At 36.4% G+C, this 21,785-nt stretch carries 12 protein-coding genes; 3 read left to right on the plus strand and 9 right to left on the minus strand.

What is annotated here, in order from left to right; all coding sequences use genetic code 11:
- Nucleotides 1-2: 2 nt before the first annotated feature.
- A complete protein-coding gene (locus IIC38_02860; GenBank protein ID MCH8124887.1) occupies nt 3-704 on the minus strand; it encodes a hypothetical protein in 702 nt (233 codons plus the stop codon).
- Between the two features lie 662 nt (nt 705-1,366).
- Here IIC38_02860 and IIC38_02865 point away from each other — a divergent pair.
- From IIC38_02865 to IIC38_02875, 3 genes are read left to right on the plus strand one after another with little or no spacing between them, the layout of a single operon-like run.
- A complete protein-coding gene (locus IIC38_02865; protein MCH8124888.1) occupies nt 1,367-2,530 on the plus strand; it encodes a hypothetical protein in 1,164 nt (387 codons plus the stop codon).
- Complete coding sequence (locus IIC38_02870) at nt 2,527-5,061, plus strand: hypothetical protein (GenBank protein MCH8124889.1); 2,535 nt, start codon at nt 2,527-2,529, stop codon at nt 5,059-5,061. Before IIC38_02865 ends, IIC38_02870 begins: the two co-directional genes overlap by 4 nt.
- Nucleotides 5,062-5,075: 14 nt before the next feature.
- Complete coding sequence (locus IIC38_02875; protein ID MCH8124890.1) at nt 5,076-7,757, plus strand: ATP-binding cassette domain-containing protein; 2,682 nt, start codon at nt 5,076-5,078, stop codon at nt 7,755-7,757.
- Nucleotides 7,758-7,776: 19 nt separating this feature from the next.
- On the opposite strand, the gene IIC38_02880 is transcribed toward IIC38_02875, so the two are convergent.
- The 8 genes from IIC38_02880 to IIC38_02915 all read right to left on the minus strand — a co-directional run bounded on the left by IIC38_02880 (nt 7,777) and on the right by IIC38_02915 (nt 21,782).
- Nucleotides 7,777-11,007 carry a hypothetical protein gene (locus tag IIC38_02880; GenBank protein ID MCH8124891.1) on the minus strand — a complete coding sequence of 1,077 codons (3,231 nt, stop codon included), beginning with the start codon at nt 11,005-11,007 and terminating at the stop codon, nt 7,777-7,779.
- 43 nt (nt 11,008-11,050) lie between these two features.
- Nucleotides 11,051-11,644 (minus strand): hypothetical protein, encoded by a 594-nt coding sequence (locus IIC38_02885; protein MCH8124892.1) that lies wholly within the window; start codon nt 11,642-11,644, stop codon nt 11,051-11,053.
- A 14-nt stretch (nt 11,645-11,658) separates the two neighbouring features.
- Nucleotides 11,659-12,279 carry a biopolymer transporter ExbD gene (locus IIC38_02890; GenBank protein ID MCH8124893.1) on the minus strand — a complete coding sequence of 207 codons (621 nt, stop codon included), beginning with the start codon at nt 12,277-12,279 and terminating at the stop codon, nt 11,659-11,661.
- Between the two features lie 3 nt (nt 12,280-12,282).
- On the minus strand, nt 12,283-12,882 hold the full coding sequence (locus tag IIC38_02895; GenBank protein MCH8124894.1) for a biopolymer transporter ExbD: 600 nt from the start codon (nt 12,880-12,882) through the stop codon (nt 12,283-12,285).
- A 19-nt stretch (nt 12,883-12,901) separates the two neighbouring features.
- Entirely contained in the window at nt 12,902-13,645 is a 744-nt protein-coding gene (locus tag IIC38_02900; protein ID MCH8124895.1) for a MotA/TolQ/ExbB proton channel family protein, read from the minus strand.
- Between the two features lie 639 nt (nt 13,646-14,284).
- On the minus strand, nt 14,285-16,258 hold the full coding sequence (locus tag IIC38_02905; GenBank protein MCH8124896.1) for a hypothetical protein: 1,974 nt from the start codon (nt 16,256-16,258) through the stop codon (nt 14,285-14,287).
- A complete protein-coding gene (locus IIC38_02910) occupies nt 16,255-17,310 on the minus strand; it encodes a T9SS type A sorting domain-containing protein (protein ID MCH8124897.1) in 1,056 nt (351 codons plus the stop codon). The genes IIC38_02905 and IIC38_02910 overlap by 4 nt, the downstream gene beginning before the upstream one ends.
- On the minus strand, nt 17,211-21,782 hold the full coding sequence (locus IIC38_02915; protein MCH8124898.1) for a hypothetical protein: 4,572 nt from the start codon (nt 21,780-21,782) through the stop codon (nt 17,211-17,213). The genes IIC38_02910 and IIC38_02915 overlap by 100 nt, the downstream gene beginning before the upstream one ends.
- Nucleotides 21,783-21,785 lie beyond the last annotated feature (3 nt).

Genomic DNA, 21,785 nt, shown 5'->3' on the forward strand with positions numbered 1-21,785 from the left:
ATTCACACTTTCATGAATAGATTTTTTATCCATCGAAAAATCCCCACACTGCTCCCTTGATCCGACATAAATTCGCTGCGATCTTCACCACGACAAAAACGAAAAAATTCCATTTTTAGAGCGTCAGGATATTCAGGTTGGTGAGATTTCATTGTGTCAAGAATTTCGAAAAAGAACCATCGCTCTTCAATTGGCAAACGCTGGGCAATATCATCGAAAGCATTATACAACATTTCTGTCTCTTGGATTTCCTCTTTAACTGAATGAGGTCCATCCAGGAACTTAATTGATTCAAATCGATGAAGATAATATCGATCTATATCGCTATCAGGAGTTATTGTACCAAGTGGTTTACTTCCTTTAGTTAAAACTTTTTTTTGATACCGAACAAATTCAATCGCACAAAACTTTGATTTGGATTCTTTAAGAACATCGGCCCTAAGGACACGACCGGAATAAATAACCGGTTTTTTGTTTGGTTTCTGAATGATTATTTTGGGAATGAAAAATTCCTTTTCTACTGAGGTTTCATCCACATTTATGTAACATAACAAGCCCCCCGGACTTAAATTCACAACTGTCAAATCGACTTTTCTTCCATTAAATTCAAGGTGAGCTTTAGGCTCTTTTTCTTCCCTCGGTTGAAGTCGATAATATCTTCTATGTTCTTGCGAGGGTGTAGATGAAGACTGAATATTGTCCACTTATAGATCCTAATACTTATTTTTTAAAAAAAATTACAACTTATTTTTCACTATTTTAACAAATTTTTTACTTCAACGCAAGAAGAATAATTATAAATCATTAAATTTATATTTGCGTATGCACTATTTTTTATTAATATGTATAGTGTTTTTTTGTATTACAAGTGGAAAATGATCTATGTATGATGTTTTAATTTTGTTGATATTGCAATTTAGCTCGAAATAAAAGTCTTATTGATTTTACTATGGTACTAGCAAAGACGCTTTATTTTTATAGTTCATCGTTGCCATACATTAAACGTCTTATTTTTTAAATATTTTAAAAACAATAAGTTATAAAAACTTACTTTCACTACATTTAAGAAAATTCTTGGTACAATAATTGGTGTATGCAAATAATCAAAGAAATTAAATTACTCATGAGGTAGAGACAATATAATTTAATTGTAATATTTACAAGGATCTTCTGACTTCTTCGGCAAGCTTTCTATCAGTTTCCAAATAAATTATTACCATTTCAGAAAAATCAATAATGCAAATATCAAAAGCTAATAATTAATTATGTCATTAAAAATAGGAAAATAACCACGAAAGCCAATTCTGTTAAAATATTCTTTATATTCATATTTTCTCTTTTTTTTACTAAAGATAGTAAAACCTACATGCAGCTTTCTGGGCAATCTTTAGAAAAATCATTGTATGTAATCGAATATAAAGGAAGAGACGGGATTGCAATAAAATCTTATTCAAATGAAAAACTTGAATTAAACAGAGTATTCAAAAATGGTGACAAAGCAAGATGGTACTTAACCCTAGATGAATTAAAATCCATAACCTATTCGATAAAGGATTACGAAAAGCAAAAATGGTTCGAATTACTTAAAACTAAAACTGGAAATACCTGGATAACTCTTTCACTCAAACCTACTTTCCGCTTTGATAAAATTAACTTTTCCAGCTCAATTGTACCAATGAGCTTTACAATTTCGTCAAATGATACAAAATTTCTAGAATATGATGGTCAGGATTTACCATCGTACCCACCTAGTGGTAAATGGACAAACACACAAAAAATAACTTCCGATCAGCAAGTATTAATCCTTACCAAGAAAGATAAAAACAATTTTTTTGATTTGAAGATTGAACTCCCATGGGGATTTGAATCGGATTCGGGAGAGAAATCCTGGATTATGAATATATCGACTGAACCGAACAAAGTAAATCAAATTTCCCTTGCTGTTAGTCGTCTCCCAATTATCCCTCTCATATATATTAATTATTCGGAGCAATTGCAATCGCACTCAATTCGCAAAATACACCAGGCATTAAAACAATTTGATGGGAAATTATTTATAAGCCTTGGGCATGATGGACAAATTAGCTATTACGATGAGATTTTTTCATCAAAACCGGAGAACTGGAACAGGTTGAACCACTATCTAAACAGAAATCCGACCATTGGCTACGCCTCAATCCCGAGAACCGAAATCAATCATTTTGTTAAGCGTATAAACAATATCGAATTTAATTTCTGGGAAAATCATATTGCGTTGCCTATATTGATATTTCCTGTTCAGAATTTTCTAAAACAAAGTAGCGGTGAAATATCTCATTGGATAAAATCGATTGATATTTTAGCAAAAAACAAACTAATAAAACAAGAATTTGTAATCATACTCATCCTAGATGATTTGAATTCTCTAGAATCGCAAAGATACATGCAAATCCAGGATTATTCGATCCATAAATTAAGTTGGAGATCTGATGAACTAAACCAGAGATTTGTTCAACTGTTAAAAAATCTAGAAAAGGGGAAAATATTATGATTCTAAAAAACAATAAATGCACGATATATGCAATTTTCATAATCGTATTTTTTTCAATTGCTTTAATAACCCAAATTCAAGGTCAAACCATTGAAGTGGAAGGCGCTAGTTTACAAACACCCTTGGAAATTCCATACCAATTTTCAAAGGGAGAAAACATTTGTAGAAATGAGATTCCTGCATCAAGAAGAGTTACTGGATCTGTTTGGGAAATCTTTCCACTGAAAAATGACGTCGCCCTTTATTCTGCTCCAAATGGGGCTCAACAAATTAACACGGCATCAACTGGGGATCATTTTGTTGTATTTGCCGAGAGGAAAGGTTATTTGCTGCTTGCAGCTGGACCTACCTGGGGCGAGCAAATTATTGACATGAATTTCAAAGGCTGGGGTAAAAAGAGTGATTTTATTCTTCACCGTATGGCAATAAGAAAAAAGGGCATATGGCGAAAAGCAATGGTGGTTAATTTCATCCCATCAGAACAGCAAACACAACTTGTAGATCAGGATTTCCAAATAGCGTCTATTTATAATAACCCGGAATGTCAAGGCGAGCCTATAGAGAAAATCAGGGTATTTCGATTTTTATTCGTTTTTGAAACCAACCCACGTTGCTCAGATCAGCCAAAATCAGTTTTAGTTGGAAATAAACCTGTACTAAGTAGTAAAGAGGATTTATTGGGTTGGATTCCAATACACCGAATTACGCTCTGGGATACGAGGGAAGCACTCGAAATTAATTTCGATCAAAATGCACAAGCGAGTAGAGAATCCTTAGCTTTACCGGCTTCCGTGTTTGAAAACTTACAAACCGCTTATTTATATGCCGCTTCAAAAGGACAACATAATAATGAAGTAATTAGAAAAAATAGGATAAGTACAGAAAATTTCTCCATAAAATACTGGCCACCTGGAATAATCCGATACCCGATTTTAAGACGAATTGACATGAGAAATTTAAAGAATGACGAAAAGGATGATATTTATGAAATCGGGTTTATTGGTAATACGATTAAACTTGGTAACAACGATGAAGCATTTAAGGGAGAGATATCCCGTGAAAGAGCGGCTCAACAACAGCAAGCTCTTGAACTAACTATTAAAGACTTCTCTAAACTGGATATTTTATTTGTCGTTGATGCCACCAGCAGTATGGGGCCATACCTTAAAGCAACGGCTAATGCAATTGAGAACGCTTTGCAATCCATTTCAGAACAATATTCTGACGACTGGGATATTCGTTTTTCGGGAGCAATATTTCGAGATTACGAAGACGAAAAAAACAACAATTTATTCAATCATCAAGACTTAACTGCTAATCGAGAAGCTGTAACCAAGTTCTTTCGAAATGCAAAAGATAAAAGTGCAGATATGGATTATCCTGAGGCGGTATTTTACGGTTTAAGAAATGCCATCATTGCAACGCATTTTCGGCCTCGATCCATGCGTTATGTGGTTCTCATCAGCGATGCAGGCAATCATGAGCCGGATAAACGTGGTTTAAGTTCCGATCGCGTAGCAAAATCTCTGTACGATTATCAATGCCATTTTCTATGTATTCGTGTTGCGCCCAATTCCAATTCCGGGAGAGAAGCCGGACCTTTGCTAAAAGCCCAAGTACGCGAATGGATGATTAATAATTCACAACGTGCCCAGAACGAAATTCAGCAACAAAATGTAAATACCCGGGATCAATTTTCCGGTTACTTATCTTCTCCCCAATTAAGGGATATGGGTGATTTGATGTTCATGGTCGGTTCACATGTACTTGGAGCATACGTTGTAGCAGATAATTCGGATGAAACTCAGTCCTTTATTGAAAATTACCTGGCGAAGGCTGTTGATATCCACGATTTATTTCGTGATGTAACAAGGCTATTAGCAACAGGCGCAAGCATAAGTGAAGCCTTTAATGTTTTACAAAGCAGTGAAACTTCTACAGAAAATGATCCCAATTCTCCAAATACTGCAACTCAAGCTCTTATCAAAGAGAATGGAATCGGTGCAATGCAATACGACCAGGTTTGGTTACACCATATTCTCAGCCGAATACCAAATGCTGATGATTTATTGCAAAGACGTGTAACAATCTACAAACGGGCATTTGTGAACATGTACAATGAAGACTTAAAGGATCCTTTATTCAAGCCCGTTGTCTTAATGACTGCTTCGAGTTTAATATCGTTGATTAATTTAATTGAAGATTTGGTTGCCAGCGCAGATACCGAAAGGCTATCCGAATCCTGGCGAAAAATTCTTGACGCACTTAGTGGTGAAGAAGGAATTCTTAAATCTGTCTCTGAGTATGCACAACAACAGCTTAGCTTACCTGTAAATTCAGAACTCTTAAAACTTACCCTTCAAGAAATTGATGAGCTGAGTATTGTTAAAACAAGGCAGATGGTTGCCGATATAAATAAAAAGAAGAACATGTTAGAGCAGATTCTCTACGATGATTCTTCTAATAAAAAAAGATGGTTTTTAATGAGTGAATTAAAATACTACTGGATTCGAGTAGAAGAATTACCTTAATTTATAGCTATTCTATGGAATTTGGTATTACAATTGCAAAACTTCAAAAGTCTTACTGGAACAGATCAAACAATATTTGGAATTCTATAACTGCTTTAGATCTTGAAGACGTCTTTATTCCATTTGGTAAGACAACAGTTATCCTGGGCAGGTCGGGAAGCGGGAAATCTACCCTATTAAGTATTTTAGGACTTCTAGAACCACCCGATGACTTAAACCAAAACGGCCATACAGACCTAAAATCCCCCATTACTTTCAATTTTCCATTTAACTTAGATTCATACGACAAATCAAAATTTGCGATTGAAGAATTTTGGCAAAATCAAGAACTTAAAGATCTAATTCTTAGAAAGCATTTTGGATTTGTTTTTCAGGATTCATTTTTATTCCCTGGATTATCGGTTAAACAAAACATTCATTTGCCCACTTTATTAAATGGACTTTCACAGGAAAAATTTGATGATCTTTGGCAGAAAAGCCTGGATTCCGGCCTATTTGAAGAATTTAAGAATGGCGGTGGTCCTAAACCTATTCCGATAAATGGAAATTCTAATAAACTTTCATTTATTGAGAGAATTAAAAGCTCAATTAAACATCACCGGGGAGAAGCCACACCTGATAAATATTCCGGCGGACAACTGCAGAGATTCTCACTTATTCGGTCAATTCTACATGATCCTTCAATCATTTTTGCCGATGAACCAACGGGTAACCTTGACCCTAATTCTGCCGATAAAGTTTTTCTCTTTTTAAAAGGATGGCAAAATAATCTTAAAGAAAAAACATTAGTCTTGGTGACTCATGACGTTGAACTTGCCAGGCGTTATGCAGATCGTATCCTGATTATTGATAATCATCATGGTATTAAAAATACTGATGTGTTTGATGCAAAGTTGAGTAACAAAGCAAATCATACGGTAAAAAAATGGGATGTCTCGTTAGATCAAATGACAAACTTGATGAGCGAAAACGGCACGGTAGATTCTAAGGGAGAGAAAAAACTTCACAAAGTTTTTTCGAGCAATCAAAATGAATATGATGGCTTTAAAAAAAGTGACCTGGCAAAAATAATTAAATTCGCATGGTCTTTTAGCCGATGGGATTTTTGGCCGAAAACTCCGAATCTAAAATGGACAAGTATAGTCGGGTTGTTTATAACTTCATTATTAGCGTTAACATCATTTCTCATCTTAGGATTTTATCTGGGTTCAAGTAAATACTTGGAACTTATTCAATCAAATCCTTTTATCCACAGTCTAAATATATCACGACCTTTAACCGACCCTGCTATCGATAAATCTACATTATCCCAAATTGCAAACATCACCGCTACAACAGAAGATCCGGAGTCTTTTTCCCTCGGGAACTCTGGCAACCAACAGAACATCATTTTATCCTATGCAAGTGGTTTTAACAGAAGATCCTTATGGGGTACTTTAATTGATCCTGACTTGAAAGAACTTGATCCGGTTCGATTAACCGGGCGCACAATAGATCCGAGTGATCCAGTTATGCAAATTATAGAAGATAATTTACTTTTCGGAAGATCGTTTCAGTCTAATAATGATCTTGGTTTGATTGTCTCCAAAGATGCAATGAATAAATTAGGACTCTCGAAGATATCTAAAAACGATTCTCCTCGAATTCTCTATTCAAAATATGGTTCCGGGATCGATGCCAGGGTAAGAAAGTTTCCAATTCTTGGGATTTCTGAAAGGCTTCCCGAACCCGGGGGTGATTTTATTATGTCTAATTATTTCTATGCACAATTGGTCAATCATTATTTTACCCCCACAAGCCTTTCTTCTTTTGAAGTCGGATTTTTACCCTCAATGCAAGCGGCAGATGATCTATTGTTAAATTTAGAACCAGCAATGAATGAACTGGGTTTACGCGGAGATAGCTTTATACGCGACAATCAATTTGTTCTTAAATTCTCTTACATCAATGGAAGGGCAAGGCACGAAGATCTCATTAAAAATCATTTTCATGAATTATTTAAATTAAATCCCGATTTTGAGGGGAACAATTCGTTTACCCTGTTACCCTTCTTTAGACCAGAAAGATCGATTAGTGAACAAGATACAACAATATTTACTTATGGATCTTTATTCATCAAGGAATTTAAGTATGCCCGCGGGTTACGAACTTTTCTGCAAATGAATTTTAAGGCAGATATGAATCTTGGTATGATTGAATCTTTGGGGACTATTCACACAATGAGGAAAATCATCTCCGGGATTGTCATTGGCATGCTTTTATGTCTTGGTTTTACCGGACTATTCGTTGTCTATTCGGTATTCAGCCAGTTTGTCTCAAGAAGCGCTAAACAATTTGGTGTCTTAAAAACCATGGGAGTTGATTGGAAAAATTTCGCGTTGATTCACTTTTTCGAAGTACTCATTCTTTTCAGTTGTTCAATCTTTATTGGAATATTGGGATCCTTATTCCTTGGTCGTTTATTAGACTCGCAACTGGCTAGTTTCTTTACCGCTTTCCAAGTCAATTATCAGTTTTTTGAAATATCATTATTGCATATTTTTATTCTAACGATAATGATGTTTATCACTTATGCAATTGCAGCCGGTTTGGCGGTTAAAAATATATATTTGAAGAGTGCTATGGAGTTAATCAAGGATCAAAGGAACTTGAGCCCGCAACAAAAAGTAAACTTATTTAACTGGAAACAAAATTAGTTAGATTGCTACTAAGAAATTAATCCTGCGGAATCGCAGAAAAACTTTTAACTTGAAATGATTCTCTAAGTCCTATAAACAATCTTGCGGCAGAACCGTAGTTTTCGACACCTAATGCATAAATACTTCCTGAAAAAATATCAGAATTATTTGGCCGCAAAATCGTTTCCAGATATTGCCCATCCAGATCGCAACGATAGATTCCATTTCTATCAGCTATAAATAAATATGGATTTCTAGAAACGATTTCCGTTTCTCCAATCTCATTCGTAAAACTAACGCCAGTAGCGTCTTCTTCAATATTAATTCTTGTTGGGTACATCAACCGTATTTTATCCCCCTCCTCGCGATTCTCATTGTCGCCAAATTTCCCAAAATGATATCTATATTTACCTGTGCTGTCAAAGGAAACAACACGGTTAGCACCAAAATCTGTTAAATAAAAATTTCCTTGATTATCTAAACAAATACCTTCCGGTTCCTGTAAAGAGGTCATGTCATAATTACTGAAATCAAATCTAAATACCTCATCAGACACAAACCGGCCACCGGATTCGTCATACATTTTTATTCCATTTTTAAGACTGGACTCCACCACATAAAATCTGTTATGAATAGCCGAAAAGGCAACATCTCTAAAATTTATCTTTCTCGAAAAATCTAACATCAACTCCGAGTTTACCGGAATTTTTTTAATTTCATTACGTATGACTATATTTTTATCCAACCTGTGTTCGAATTCAGCATAGTTCGTCGGTTTCCCTGGTTGAGCCATAAGCTGAAATTTGACTTTTTTCGTCATTGGTATGGATATGATTTGCTTTCCAGGTTTTACAACATCAAACACTTTTTTATACATGTAAGAACCTTGCTGGCGAACAATTAGTTCAACAGTTTCTCCTAACTCCAGAACATCCGATTTAAATTTATTTTCTCCGATGCGAAGCAGTTCTACATCATTCAATGTTGCGCGAATTGGGGAATCCGTTCCTTCTCCGGATAGTACAAAAAGTTCCAAGAAAGATGTTTCTTTTCTTAAAATCTCATTCAGTACGGATGGTAAAGATGTAAGGCTGCCCTTTTTGAAAATAGAAGTATTGGGTGCTTGGGCAAAAGCATAAAGAGATTTCTTTGGTAAGGAAAATTTCTTCAATAGATCCAAGCTCTGTTGCAACCGTTGAAAACGAAGGAATTTTGGATCTGCGAGTTGTTCATACGAATTTTCTTGCCCACTTAAAAGATTGTCAGGGAATTCCACATTTCGATAGTTTAACCCTGAAAGTTCCGAACTACCGTCTGCTCGATTTACACAAAGTCTAATGGCGGCTTCGGCATTTTCAAACCAAAATCTTCCATCCTGGTTGGTCCTGGTTTTATCTTTGATCACATCAAAGCATAACTTGGCTGCATCTCCGAATCCCTTCGCTCGAAGTATTTCGGCAAAATAAAATAGAGAACGTAAACTTCTTTTTTCGTTAATTACTCCTTTCAAAACATTTTTTGCCGCATCATATTTTTCCGCAAAAAATAAACTCCTGCCACGGATATAATTTGCTTCATCTACATATGTGCCCCTCACTTTTGTTAAAATATCAGCTGATTTGGAAAAAAGATTCTTTTTATCATCTTCATCCCCTTGAATTTCTGCTTCTAGAGAATTTGCAATACCTTCAAAAAAATTGGTTTCATTGGTCATCTCAGCCTGGGTAATGGCAAAAATTCGTTGAAGTTGTTTTAAGTAATTCAAACGATTTATGCCAGTAACCGAAGCAGCTTTGGGAAGTAAGAATTGGATCATCTCTACCGCTTTTTCCACACCCCTGCTACGCAGGATTTCACTTCTAATATCTTCCCCAAGTTCAAGTTGGGTCAAATTTAAAAGAAGATCTTTTTGTTGCGATATCTCAGAATTTTTCGGGTCGAAGTTCTCGAGTGATAATTTTAATTCTCTTAAGCTTGCCTTGTTACCGCGGTTTGCATCGAGATATAGTATACTGCGCCAATATTGTGCTTGATCTAAAAGAGCAGAAATCCTTGGTTCAGTTCTTTCGATTGATCTTAGGATAAACGATTGAAAATTGTTAATTCCCGTATTTCTATTAGCTATAAACTGAACGGCTCCTAGCCAAAAATAAGATTCGGAATAATCGGAAAGACTACTGGAAGGTAATGCCTGGAAATAAAAACTTTGCCGGTCATTTTGAGAAAGACTGAAAAAATTATCATTGTCACCAGGTTGCGTAGTGGTATGATCCAAGTTACCTTGTCTGAATTTCAATTCAAGCCCAAATTCATTAGAAGATACTTGATTGTAATTGTCAATGGCATCCAATCTGTTTTGCGGATTAAAAGTCATTAAAAACTGATTTAAATTCACCATTCCCTGAGTATAAAATAGAAACTCTAGAAAAGCATTTCGCTGGCTACTTTTAAACTTGCTAAGGATCGAAGGATAATTGATTGCAGATGCAAGATTCAAAGCGGTTTCCCTGCTTGAATTTCCTTTACCGTCGTCCACAATTTGCGAAAACATGGGTTCCGGAACTGATTGATAAACCTTCAATAATTCATATTTTACATCAGTTATTCTAATTTCCGTTACAAGTTTCATTAAGTCATCAGAATCTAGCTGCAACACTTTTTTATAATAGGTGTTTGCCTCTCGTAGGTTGTCTATAGTTTTATTAATTTTATCCGTAGATATCTCAGGCCAAAAAGCATCAAACCTTCTTAAAATTGCTTCCCGAAAACGGGACTCACCAGCCAGAAAATTTGCCTGCAAAATTAAGGAGTCCGGAGCATTCGAATCAATTCTTATGAAGCTATTGAATGCCACATTCAACAGATCAGCGGGTCTTTCACCCGTTTCTGCACGACGAAAGAAACACCATCCGGATTTTAATTGAGAACCAAAATAAACTTTTGGGTAATTTTTCTTTACATCAGAAACACCTAACACTTCCTGAAAGTATTGATTAGCTTTACGAAAATAATCCCGTACTAATCTAACCTGGGTTTCCCGCATCGCAAGATTGTAATAAGATTCTCCTAAATAATACTTAGCCAATTCAGGCTCTTTGGCCTTGGTTAACAGCCAATTTTTAATTACTACTATTGATGAATCATAGTCACCCCTGTTAAACAACATCAATCCCCTGGATTTAATAAATTCTTGAGATTGAATACTACTCGTAATGAGTAAAGTAAAAAGGATAAAAGATAAACAAATAACTTTGTTTTTAGTATTCATAATAAATTCACTTATTTGAATTTAAATAACTTGGAAAAAACTACTACCAGCTTTTTATTCTAACTTCACTGCTTTTTAAACTGCCTTTTACCAGGTAAAGCTTTCCGTTTTTAAGTGGAATGTCTGGGTCCACTCCTTCTCGTCTTTGTAATTGCGAAACATCTACAGTCATCTTTTTTCCCACAGCGCCCACATTAAAACGTATGATTAGGATTCCGGTCTTAAAGGGTGTATATTTCCAACTTTTTAAAACATTGCTTACCATCTCTCCTGCTTTTGCGTGTCCGGGACAGTAGACATCGTCAATCGGATCGAACTCCAAAGAACCATCCGCCTCAACTCTTGCAGTCACCCGAACATCTGCCGTGAAATCCACATTAATTAGTTCATCCCAATCCAAACTTTTAATACCAGGTGTTCTCATATTCACCGCAAAAACCAAAGGCTTAATGAGAGGACCTGTTAAAACCAAACTTTTCGTTCCCGGGCGCTCCGGCAAAATAATTTCGACTACTTCAGTACCAAGATCGGCGTCTTCAACTGGAATTTTACTCAGCGCAATTGCACGATAAACATAAAGCCCCAAACTAACAATTAAAACAAAAGTTGCTGAATATGTAAGTATTTTCTTTAGCATAATTATTTCTTATGTCATAAATCGATGACTACATTTTTTCGTAGCTGACCTTCTTCCCGGACAGTGAACATTTCAATTCTACTGCTGTTGCGTATATCATCGATAGTCCCCCCAACACAGCCGTATTGAATATTTTGATATGTTGAATTTGCAAGTACTTGTATAACATCGATCACCTTGCTATAAGGCAGATTTCCAGGACAACGAATGATTACAAAATATTCTTCTTCCGGATGGGTATTAGCATGGTCTACTAATTTAGCCAATTTATCAAACAAATTATTTTGTGGATCATCCATTTTAAATTTGCATCGCCGCATTAGAAGGTTCTTTTTGGCAGCTAGTTTTGCGGAAGTGCTCAACCCGCCACGATCTATTGCAGTGATGTCGTTAACCAAACTTTCGGTCATCAGTGGGTCGATGTAAAAGTAAGATTCATCATCTATCAGCTGGATTAGAACCTGGGCAGATCCGGCTTCATTTTTTGGTGTTGGAATAAATAATTTTCTTTCTTCGTTCGGCAACGAAGCAAAAAATACTGAAACCAAAAAGAATATCAGAAGGATGAAAACTACATCCATCAAAGAAATTAAATTTAGTTTTCTTTTGTCATCACCTGAAGTACGCGATTTCACAATTTATTCCCTTTTAAATTTGGTTCTAAAAACTAAGCTCGGTATCAAATCATCATAAGAACTGCATTTTTCCATTACAGCATTGATTACTCTAAATTGAACTTCCTGGTCAGCTCGAATATCAATTCGGTTTGAAGGTCGTGGAACTCTAAATTTACTTGCTACATATCGATCAATCTGATCATTTAATAACTGGATAGCAGGAAGTCTTGAAAATTCCCTATCACTCAATTTTGAAACATCGAGAGGTAAATCTGCCTGCCGTTGATATTGAATCGCATAACTTTTAGCATCCCTATAAGTTAATCTACCTCTTTGAGATGCATAGTTTTCAAATGGTAGCAAAACAGAAACCCTAAAACCTATCATTTTCTCTTCTTCCTTTAACGGTAATATTTCGATCAGAATCGTTTCCAAGAGTTCATCGGATTCAACTTGGCCAGCGCCCTCGGCGACAGGAAGATTCAACTCCAATTCAGCTTCACCAACTTTTGGTGCAACAGGAGAAAAGGAAACGATAAAAAAGATCAAGAGAAGAAAAACAATATCAATAAAAGTAGGAAGCTCAATCTCCTTTTGAGTGCTTGATTTTCGAAAAGTCATATTATAAACTTATTAAGTTTTACAATTTTTCGGAGACATCCACATAAATCTCCTCCCATTTTCCGTAAATCCAATCCATTTTATTTTTGTAAACATAGTATAAAATGACTAAAAAGATGCCGGCACTTAATCCAAAAATAGTGGTCCAGAGTGCCTCATTAATGCCACCAGCTAATTGAGCTATCTTATCGCTGGAATCAGTTCCTCCCTTTTGGGTCTGCATTGCAAGATTTTGGAATGAAACCGAAATACCGGTTACTGTGCCGAACAATCCAATCAACGGTGCGGTTGCTCCCAGGTTCCAGAGCCATTCCAGTTTTGCTTGACCTTTCAATTTTTCGATTTCCATAACCGCACGGTTTTCTATGGCTCGATCTACTTCCTGGGAAGACTCCATAAATTTGTAGCCATTGATTTCATGATTCGCCAATCCCGCACGAATGATACGGGCCGTTGGATATTTCTTACAATATGGATTTATATCTTCCAGTAATTCCTTGATTTTTCCCCGGCCAGTATCCCGCCACCAGGTTGCAGAAGTGATCTTTAACCGATCAAAATCCAAATGCTCACCTTTAATTAAAGAAGCTTTATCTAACAAATCACCCGTTGAATCTATAATTTTTTTCCAACGATCAATAATTCCATCTTCACCAAAAAAAATAGCTTCCTTGCGATTTTCAAAAATGGCCTCATATTGGATTGATGGTTTAAATTTACTTTTTTGGAAAGGGAATATTTTTGCTAATTTGGAATATCGCATACAATCCACCCATATATAAATTCCAATTAAGAAAAACCACCAGATTACCCAAAATGCCAGTCTTCCAAGAAAAGTTGCTTTGTCATACACCGCCGCGTTTCCCAGTAGTATAAGTGGAAATTTGCCATTTAGTGGAAAATAAGAAAACCAGGTTTGTTCAACCTGTTCTTCCCCACCACCAGCAATCTCACTTTTTTTTCCAGCCTGCATCCATACAACTGCGGATTGGAATAATTGATTGTTGCTCCCAATTGCTTGAACTCGAAAATAGTATCTATCTCCAATATCCAAATCCGGAATTGTGACAGTATTTACTTGACCCGGCCGTAAAGTACTCGCACTGGCAAAAGTGCTGTCATTAGGGGCATATAATACTTCATAGTTATTTAATCTGCTAATCGGGGCTTCTACAAGCCCGCTGCCTGTATTTTCCATTATTCTCCAATTGAGAGTAAAATCGGCGCCTTTTGGAATCCCGAGAAAATTCTTTTTCACAACATTATCAACAGTCACCTGAATTTCAAAATTCTGCTGACTAGTAGCCAATTTGACTTGAAGCACATAAAGAAAAATAATCAAGAATACACATTTACGAAACATAGCAAACCCTTTCTTGAAAGTCATATCCTCGTCTCCTATCTAGAATTCTGCAATTAAAGATGCAACAGAAACACTGCCTTTTTTAATTGCGTTAAGATATTGTTGAAAAATTCCATCTAAAACATTTCTTCCATTGTTATAAGTCATATCGATTAACGATTGAAAGCGATTATCATCCTGTAGAAATTTATTCATATCAGATAATGGATAATAACGCTGAATTTGAGCTAATTCAACTAATTGTCGTGCATCCAATACACCCTCTTGACTGAAGAACTTAAATCCGGCATAGGCATACAGAAATTGCGCATCATCCAATACAAGGTTGTCTTTAAAAGGATGGACATAAATCTGGTCCGGTATATGATAATCCGCTTTATTCGTAATATTAGCAAATATATTCCTTGCTTCTTCATATTTTTGTTGATTTAAATAAATCAAACCCAATAAAAATTCACAGAGAACAGCACCTTTAGATTCTTGCGCCGAATAAATGGCATTGTCAAAATCATCAATAAAAAAACTCGCCCATGCTGTTAAACTGAGAACATCAGGGTCAGATTGGAATCTTTCCGGTTGATCTTGCCAGGATGTTTCACTAGTTGTAAGATTAACGACTTGACTGTATTTTTTATCATGAATTAAGCTTTGCAAATAGTAATTTGCAGACTTGTAATTAAATTCTACATCTGTTGCAATTTGCGGCCGGTCTTGGCTAAAACCTTTTCGATAGAATGGAAGGGCTGATTTGAGTCCTGCCAGTTTGTCTCTTGACACAAATACCTCAATATCGCCTAACCTTAAGGCTGAAGAAGCCGGATAACCGGTTAATCCCGGGTTTTTAGCTTCAATAGACCGTCGAAAATCTTCTTTGGCATCCTGGTATTTATTATCTAAGAACTTCTGCAAACCTCGACTATACCATCTTTGGCTTGTATATGGCGTATAGCTAAAATCTACTGAAAATCTTTCTGCAAGTCCACCTAACGATGTTTGGTCATTAGTAAGATAGGCCCAGTCTAATTTTGGAAGGACTTGATTTGATTTTAAGAAAGTGCTGTTGGGCAAATCCAAATTTATACCAAATGAAAAGTTTTCGCGGGAATTTATTCCAAATCTAAGCTTAATAGGTACGGTATTATACAGTTGTGCTAAATCATATTCAGCCCCTAAATACCAATCATGATCTTTTTTACCTGGAGTAATCACAACAATATCAGTCGATATAAGCAACGCTTTAAATATACTTTTATCAGTATTTGGTCTAAAAGCAAATCCAAATCTTACAGAAGGATTAATAATATCCTCACCTCTACCAGTGAAAGCAAAATCCGGTTTATTCATATTTTGCAATACCGCCCCAAACTCAATCCAGGAAAACTCCGGTTGAAATTTCAAACCCAGATCAATTGCAGGAACATTTGATTGCAGATCAAATAATTTATGTGTAAGCAATTTGTAATTTGCGCCAATACCAAACCTGTGGCCCTTATAGGCAAAAGATCGAGTTAGTGAAAAATAAATGGCTGATTGTTGGTCTGAGAAAATTTTTCCGGTTCTTTGATTGTTTTGATCCCTGCCTTCAAAATCATCACTGGTTAAGGATAAATAGCCAAAACCAAGGTTCCATTTTTTTAGTTCACCTGCAATACCGGATTCACTTTCAGAAGAAACAATCAATTCGAGAGGAATCGCCAATGCTGCAAAGTTGTAAGAAGTGGATTCATAAAGCTTGGAAAACATAAACGAAAAACTAAATCCATCTCGAATAATGTCAAATAATCCCCCAGGATTCCAATACACGGAATTCGCATTGTCCGACACAGCTGTAAATGCCTGCCCCATCGCCAAAGCACGCGCATTTACTCCGTAACGAAGAAATTCACCGGGTTGACCTGCATCCCCATCTTGGGCGAAATTGTCGTTTACAAAAAAAACAAAAGATGTGCTAAAGATTAGCAATATAATGAATAAAAATCGAAAAATAAAATTGTTAGACTGCCGAGATTTCATTTCATAACCGCAATTTTACGCATACGAACTTCTTTTCCAACTTTTACTACACAAATATATCCGCCATTGGCAACCATCTCACCTTTACCATTTCGACCGTCCCATACAATTTGGTTGTAAGCTATTCCTGTAGGAGCATTTAATTCTCTAACCAAATTACCAAACAGATCATAAATTTTCAATTCGATCTCAGTAGCTCCGTCAGATTTAATCACCAAAGTAGTCACTTCAGAATTTGGGTTGAATGGATTTGGATAATTAGAAATAAGACCTAATGGGTCCAGATCGACAATAATTTCATCTGAAGAAATCAAACTTACATTTTCCGCTTGATCCAATACCCGGACAAATATTCTTTTGATACCATTTCCCCCGGTTAAATCGAACTGAACACTGGCATTATAATCACCAGTATTCAATGACGAGACATCATATCTTTCAAAAGTAGAAAATGTTGAATCCTGGGTTATTTGGATTTCCTTTACAAGGCCCAAATCTGTAGCCTGAATGTTAACAGTCACATCCTCTCTATTTGTAAACGAGGTTGCTCCTTCCGGAACGTTCGCTTTGATTTCAATGCTAATTAATTGCGGTATAAGCTTATCAATTATAATTGACGTAGAATCTAGCTTGAACTGGCCTGCTGAATTTCTCGCAGCTACATATAATTTACCTTCGAAGAAGGATTCTGCTGATATAAATTCATATTGAGTAATAAATATTTCTCCTGTTTGAACAGGAGTCCAATTTGTTAAACCTGCAACAGATTCTGAAAAAGCAACTTCTTGAAAGATACCACTGGTTTCATTTATTTGTAAAGTAATTGTGTTAGATGAGGAAAATAAAGAATCGGTTGGGTCATCCACATCAAATAATACACTATGGATTCTTAAAGGCGCTGAAAAAAGTATCACATCATTCAAAACAGCGCTGAAATTTCGAGCGCTGTCTTCTACGACAATCCAACAATTAATTCTATTGCCCGTAATAAACTGCTCCTGGGTTTCATAAGGAAAACTAAATTGTCCGTTCGAATGATCAATTCGGTCCATAAAAAAATTGAATGATTGACTATTATTTGTGAAGGCATCGTTTTGAGCACGCCCAGATGTAGATGGCTGGTCACCACCCGGAAGAGTTTTCCGGGAAGTATGTCGTTTGTTGAAAATGTCACCTCAATTGTCAAGTCATCGGTAAGTGTGGAATCCCCTGTCCCAATAGTCGAAACATCAGATAAAATAAACCTGGAAATTCCAGGAGGAGATGTATCCAAAATGATCGAATCGCTATATTCAACGCTCCAATTTCCGGATGAATCACGAACAGAAGCAAAAACTGCTTTAACTTCATTTAATGCGGTATTGAACGTATAATTTGTAATGGTTTGAAAAGTCGAATAAAAAATTGCCTCACTACCCTGCTCTCTTAATAATGCAGCTGAAATTGGTTCTGATTGGTTATCAAATCGAATTTGAACTGTTGTGTCATTTACAAATTCATAAATCGTATCGCTTACAGTGATGGCTTGAAAGAGGATCACTTGATCTAAAGTAGGTTTCTCTTTATCTACGAATATGGATGCATTGATTACATTACTTGTATCTGAAATATTTGGACCAATCAGTTTTACGTATAAATTCGTTTCCCCATTTGCATTATTAAAAGCGAAAACAAAGGAAACAGTGGAATCGTTTATCGTTGTCCAATCATCAAATTCCATCTTGTCTACAGAAAAATCGAGATCACTTCCAGTTACTATCCTCTTTAAAACCCCATCAAAAGTCAAAACAGCCCTAATCGTGTCATTGTCGCTCCAGCCTGGATGTGCGGCATTTTGCATATCGGTTTGAGGAGTTATATCCTCTAAAACCAAATTGGTCGGTTGAACGATTTCAATAACTGTGATCTGAGCGTTAAGAACATTACCCCAATTACCCGCTTTATCACGTACTTGAGCAAAGACAGTATGTTCACCTAAATTTGGCAAGAGATCAATTTGAAAACTATCCGTAATTTCAGTTACTTCTGGCAGCATAAATACCTGCACATTTTCTGCTGGGAATTGAATATCCTCACTAAATCGAATTCGATCCAGGAAAACGACCTTTGATATAGTTGTATCATCTGCTGCATTAAAATTAATGTTAACTTGAAATTCAGATGAAAATGGGCTGTCAAAAGAAAGTGAATTTAGAAATGGCAATTGTCGATCCAGGAAAACATCCATATTTTGAGGCAAACTCCAATTTCCAGCTTTATCCCGAATCCTGCCATTTAATTCAATCTGGCCATCAGTTGTGGTTTTTAAAAAATAAGTCGTGTCATTTGAAAACGTATTGTATAAGACGCTATCCAAACCGGATTCCCATATTTGAGCTTTGGCAATTCCACTTTCTGGAGTATTCAAGAGAACATTAATATCTCGGGAATTTGTATAAAGAAATGTACTATCTCCATCTGAAAGCACTCGATAAAATGAAATATCATCCAAGATCGGTCTAACTTTATCTATTTCAATGGAAGCAGTAATAACCTTACTTGTGTCAATTTCATTAGGACCAATTAGTTTTACATATAAATCAGTTAAGCCGGATTCATCCCCAAAATCATATAGAATTGAAACAGTTGAATCATCAATCACAGTCCAAGCATCGTAATCCTGTTTACCATCTAAAAATTCAGAATCTTTCGCTGCTACAATTCTTTCCAAAACACCTTTATGGGTTAGAATTGCACGTACCGTATCACTATTACTCCAACCTTGTTGGGCAGCATCTTGGATATTCGTTTGGGTGGTGACATCCACAAGGACTAAGTTGTCGGGTTGAACTATATCTACCACTATTATGGAAGTGTTGAGGATATTACCCCAATTACCGGCACGATCTCTAACTTGTGCAAAAACCGTATGTTCTCCAAGAACTTGAGATAGATCAATCTGAAAACTGTCTGCATTCTTCACCAAATTTGGAAGATCAAATACCTGCACATTGTTAGCAGGAAATTGATTGTCTTCGCTAAAACGAATTCGATCCAGAAGACCAACTCCGGAAAATGCGGTGTCATCTTCTGCATCATAATTGATGTTTACTTGAAATTCAGATGAAAATGGGCTGTCAAAAGAAAGTACATTTAGTTTGGGTAAACGACGATCGAAAAAAGCATCGGTATTTTGAATAACACTCCAATTACCTGCTTGATCACGAATACTTGCATTTAATTCTATTTGTCCATCGTCTAAAATTTGTAAAGAATATGTAGTATCCGTTGCAAAGCCTTCGTAAAGAACAGAATCCAGACCGGTTTCCCAAAATACCATTTTCACAATTTCAGTTTCCGGGGTGTTTAATCGCACTCGAATGTTGCGAGAATTGGAATAAGAATATGTTGTATCACCCGGACTCAAAACACGGTAAACCGAAATTTGGTTCAAGACCGGCTCAACCGTATCGATTATAATCGAATCTATTACAACATTGCTGGTATCCGTATCTTGTGGACCAATACCACGAATAAATAAAGTCTTTAGGCCATCATCTCCTGAAAAATTATATTCAAACTGAATTGTTGTATCGGTCCCTGCAACCGAAATTACATTCCAAGGCGCGACAAGTTGGGAAAAAGAGGAGAAGGATGCATCGTTAGCCAAGTGTAATTTCCTTAGAGTACTTGTGTAGGTCAATTCTACACTTACAACCATACTATCTGAAAAGCCAGTTAAAGCTCCTAAATAATCATCATCCGGATCTGTTAAATCTGATATATCCATTTGTAGCAGGTTTACGACATTCACAAGCTTAACAGAATCCGTAATAGCATTGCTTAAATTTCCAGCTTTGTCCCTAACTTGTGCTCTGAATTGATGGACGCCTAATTGGTTAGGTATTTCCAAATTAAGCGGTGATATGAACTGGTTATCTTCAGGCAGGGCTGTCCGGATGATCAAAGTATCATTTCGCCAAATATAGAGGGTGTCTAAAGTGAAATCATCGCTTGCCTCAATATTCGCATCAATATTCGTCACCGCTGTGAGGAAAAGCGGAATATCAAATTGTATTAGTAAAGGAGGATTCGGGTCGAATAGTATTGAATCGGATTTTGGGAAACTTGAATTTGCAGCGCTATCTGTAACGCTTACAAATACTTCCTTCGATCCAATCGGATTTGATAATTCATAAAGGCCCGAAAGCGCCCCGGTCTCGAAGGAAAAACTTGAATCATTCACAATAAAACCCGAATCTTCGGCTAATCTTATGGTTTCAAGACCAGATTGATAACCATCCTTAGAAACATCTCCAGCGCCAAATATTTGGTATGATACCGTAGTCTTTTTTGTCCATCCCGGTTTTGCAACTGTTTTCGGATCACCGGGATCAGACATTTCGCTGATTGCAATACTATCTACTTCGGGTAAGGATGTATCTATTTTTACAAAGGGTAAATTTGTTTGCTTCGGTAATCCATCGTTTTCCACATTTTGAGCCGTATCCGAGACTATAGTATAAAATTCATAAAATCCGTCTTGACCAGCTACAAAATTAAATGCCCCATCTAATTCCAAAGGAAGGGTAGGAAGTTGAACTGTTTGAAAGAGCGAATCTTTGTAAGTATACGATCCATTTGGAGTTACTTTATAGTTCACAAGTAAACGTATTTTATTTGCCCCACTACCCTGGTAGTCATCGTGTCCCACAAAAATGTCATCCACATGATACTGAATTTGGACAGATACACTTTTGAAAAATTGATTAAGCGAAGATGTTATCTGGGAGGACGGTTTAAAAGTATCCACAAACAATTGTTTAAGCGCAGGTGTTGCTGCACTAACTGTTATCATATTACCCTCTTCCCCTGCGAAGGGTTGATCCGGTCGATGGTCCCGAGCCCAAGCCGTATCCTGGGCAATAATTAGAAACTCATATTCCCCGTCACCGAGAGAATCAGGAACTAGAAAAGTAAAACTATCGGAAAATGGATTTCCAGGGGAAGCTACGACTGGTGGCGAATATTCCGTAGAATCTATTAGACGCCAATCTTCATTACTATTGTGTAATGGTCTATAATAAAATACTGTTTTTTTAATACTTTGAGAAACAGAATCAACCACTGAAAATGGAATTGCAAAACTTGAACTATTAGCAAAATTGCCATCAAAAAGTATGGTTACGATTGGAGTTGTATTGTCCTGGGTTGAAAAGACGATATTTGAGAGACCCTCAAATAATACCTGGTATTGATAGGTCTTACCGTCAGCTAGCCCACCAATGGTTGCCGAGAATTGTCCAGGGTCGCCGGTAGATGCTAATGTATCATAATCCGAAGCAGCAAACTCTTTAAAAAGAAATGTTTTAGCTCCGGAATCCGGTGTGGTAAACACAATATTAGATGTCCCCATTGTTACAAGTGGTTCGGGGATCATCTGTAGCGCTTGAGTCTTTAAGATTGTTGGCGTTTGGGAAAACGCCGGAAATATTTGGCTAACCGATATCAGGATTGCATTTAGAATTACTATGCGCCATTTCATTCA

Source organism: candidate division KSB1 bacterium, from assembly GCA_022566355.1.
Taxonomy (GTDB): Bacteria; Zhuqueibacterota; JdFR-76; order JdFR-76; family DREG01; genus JADFJB01.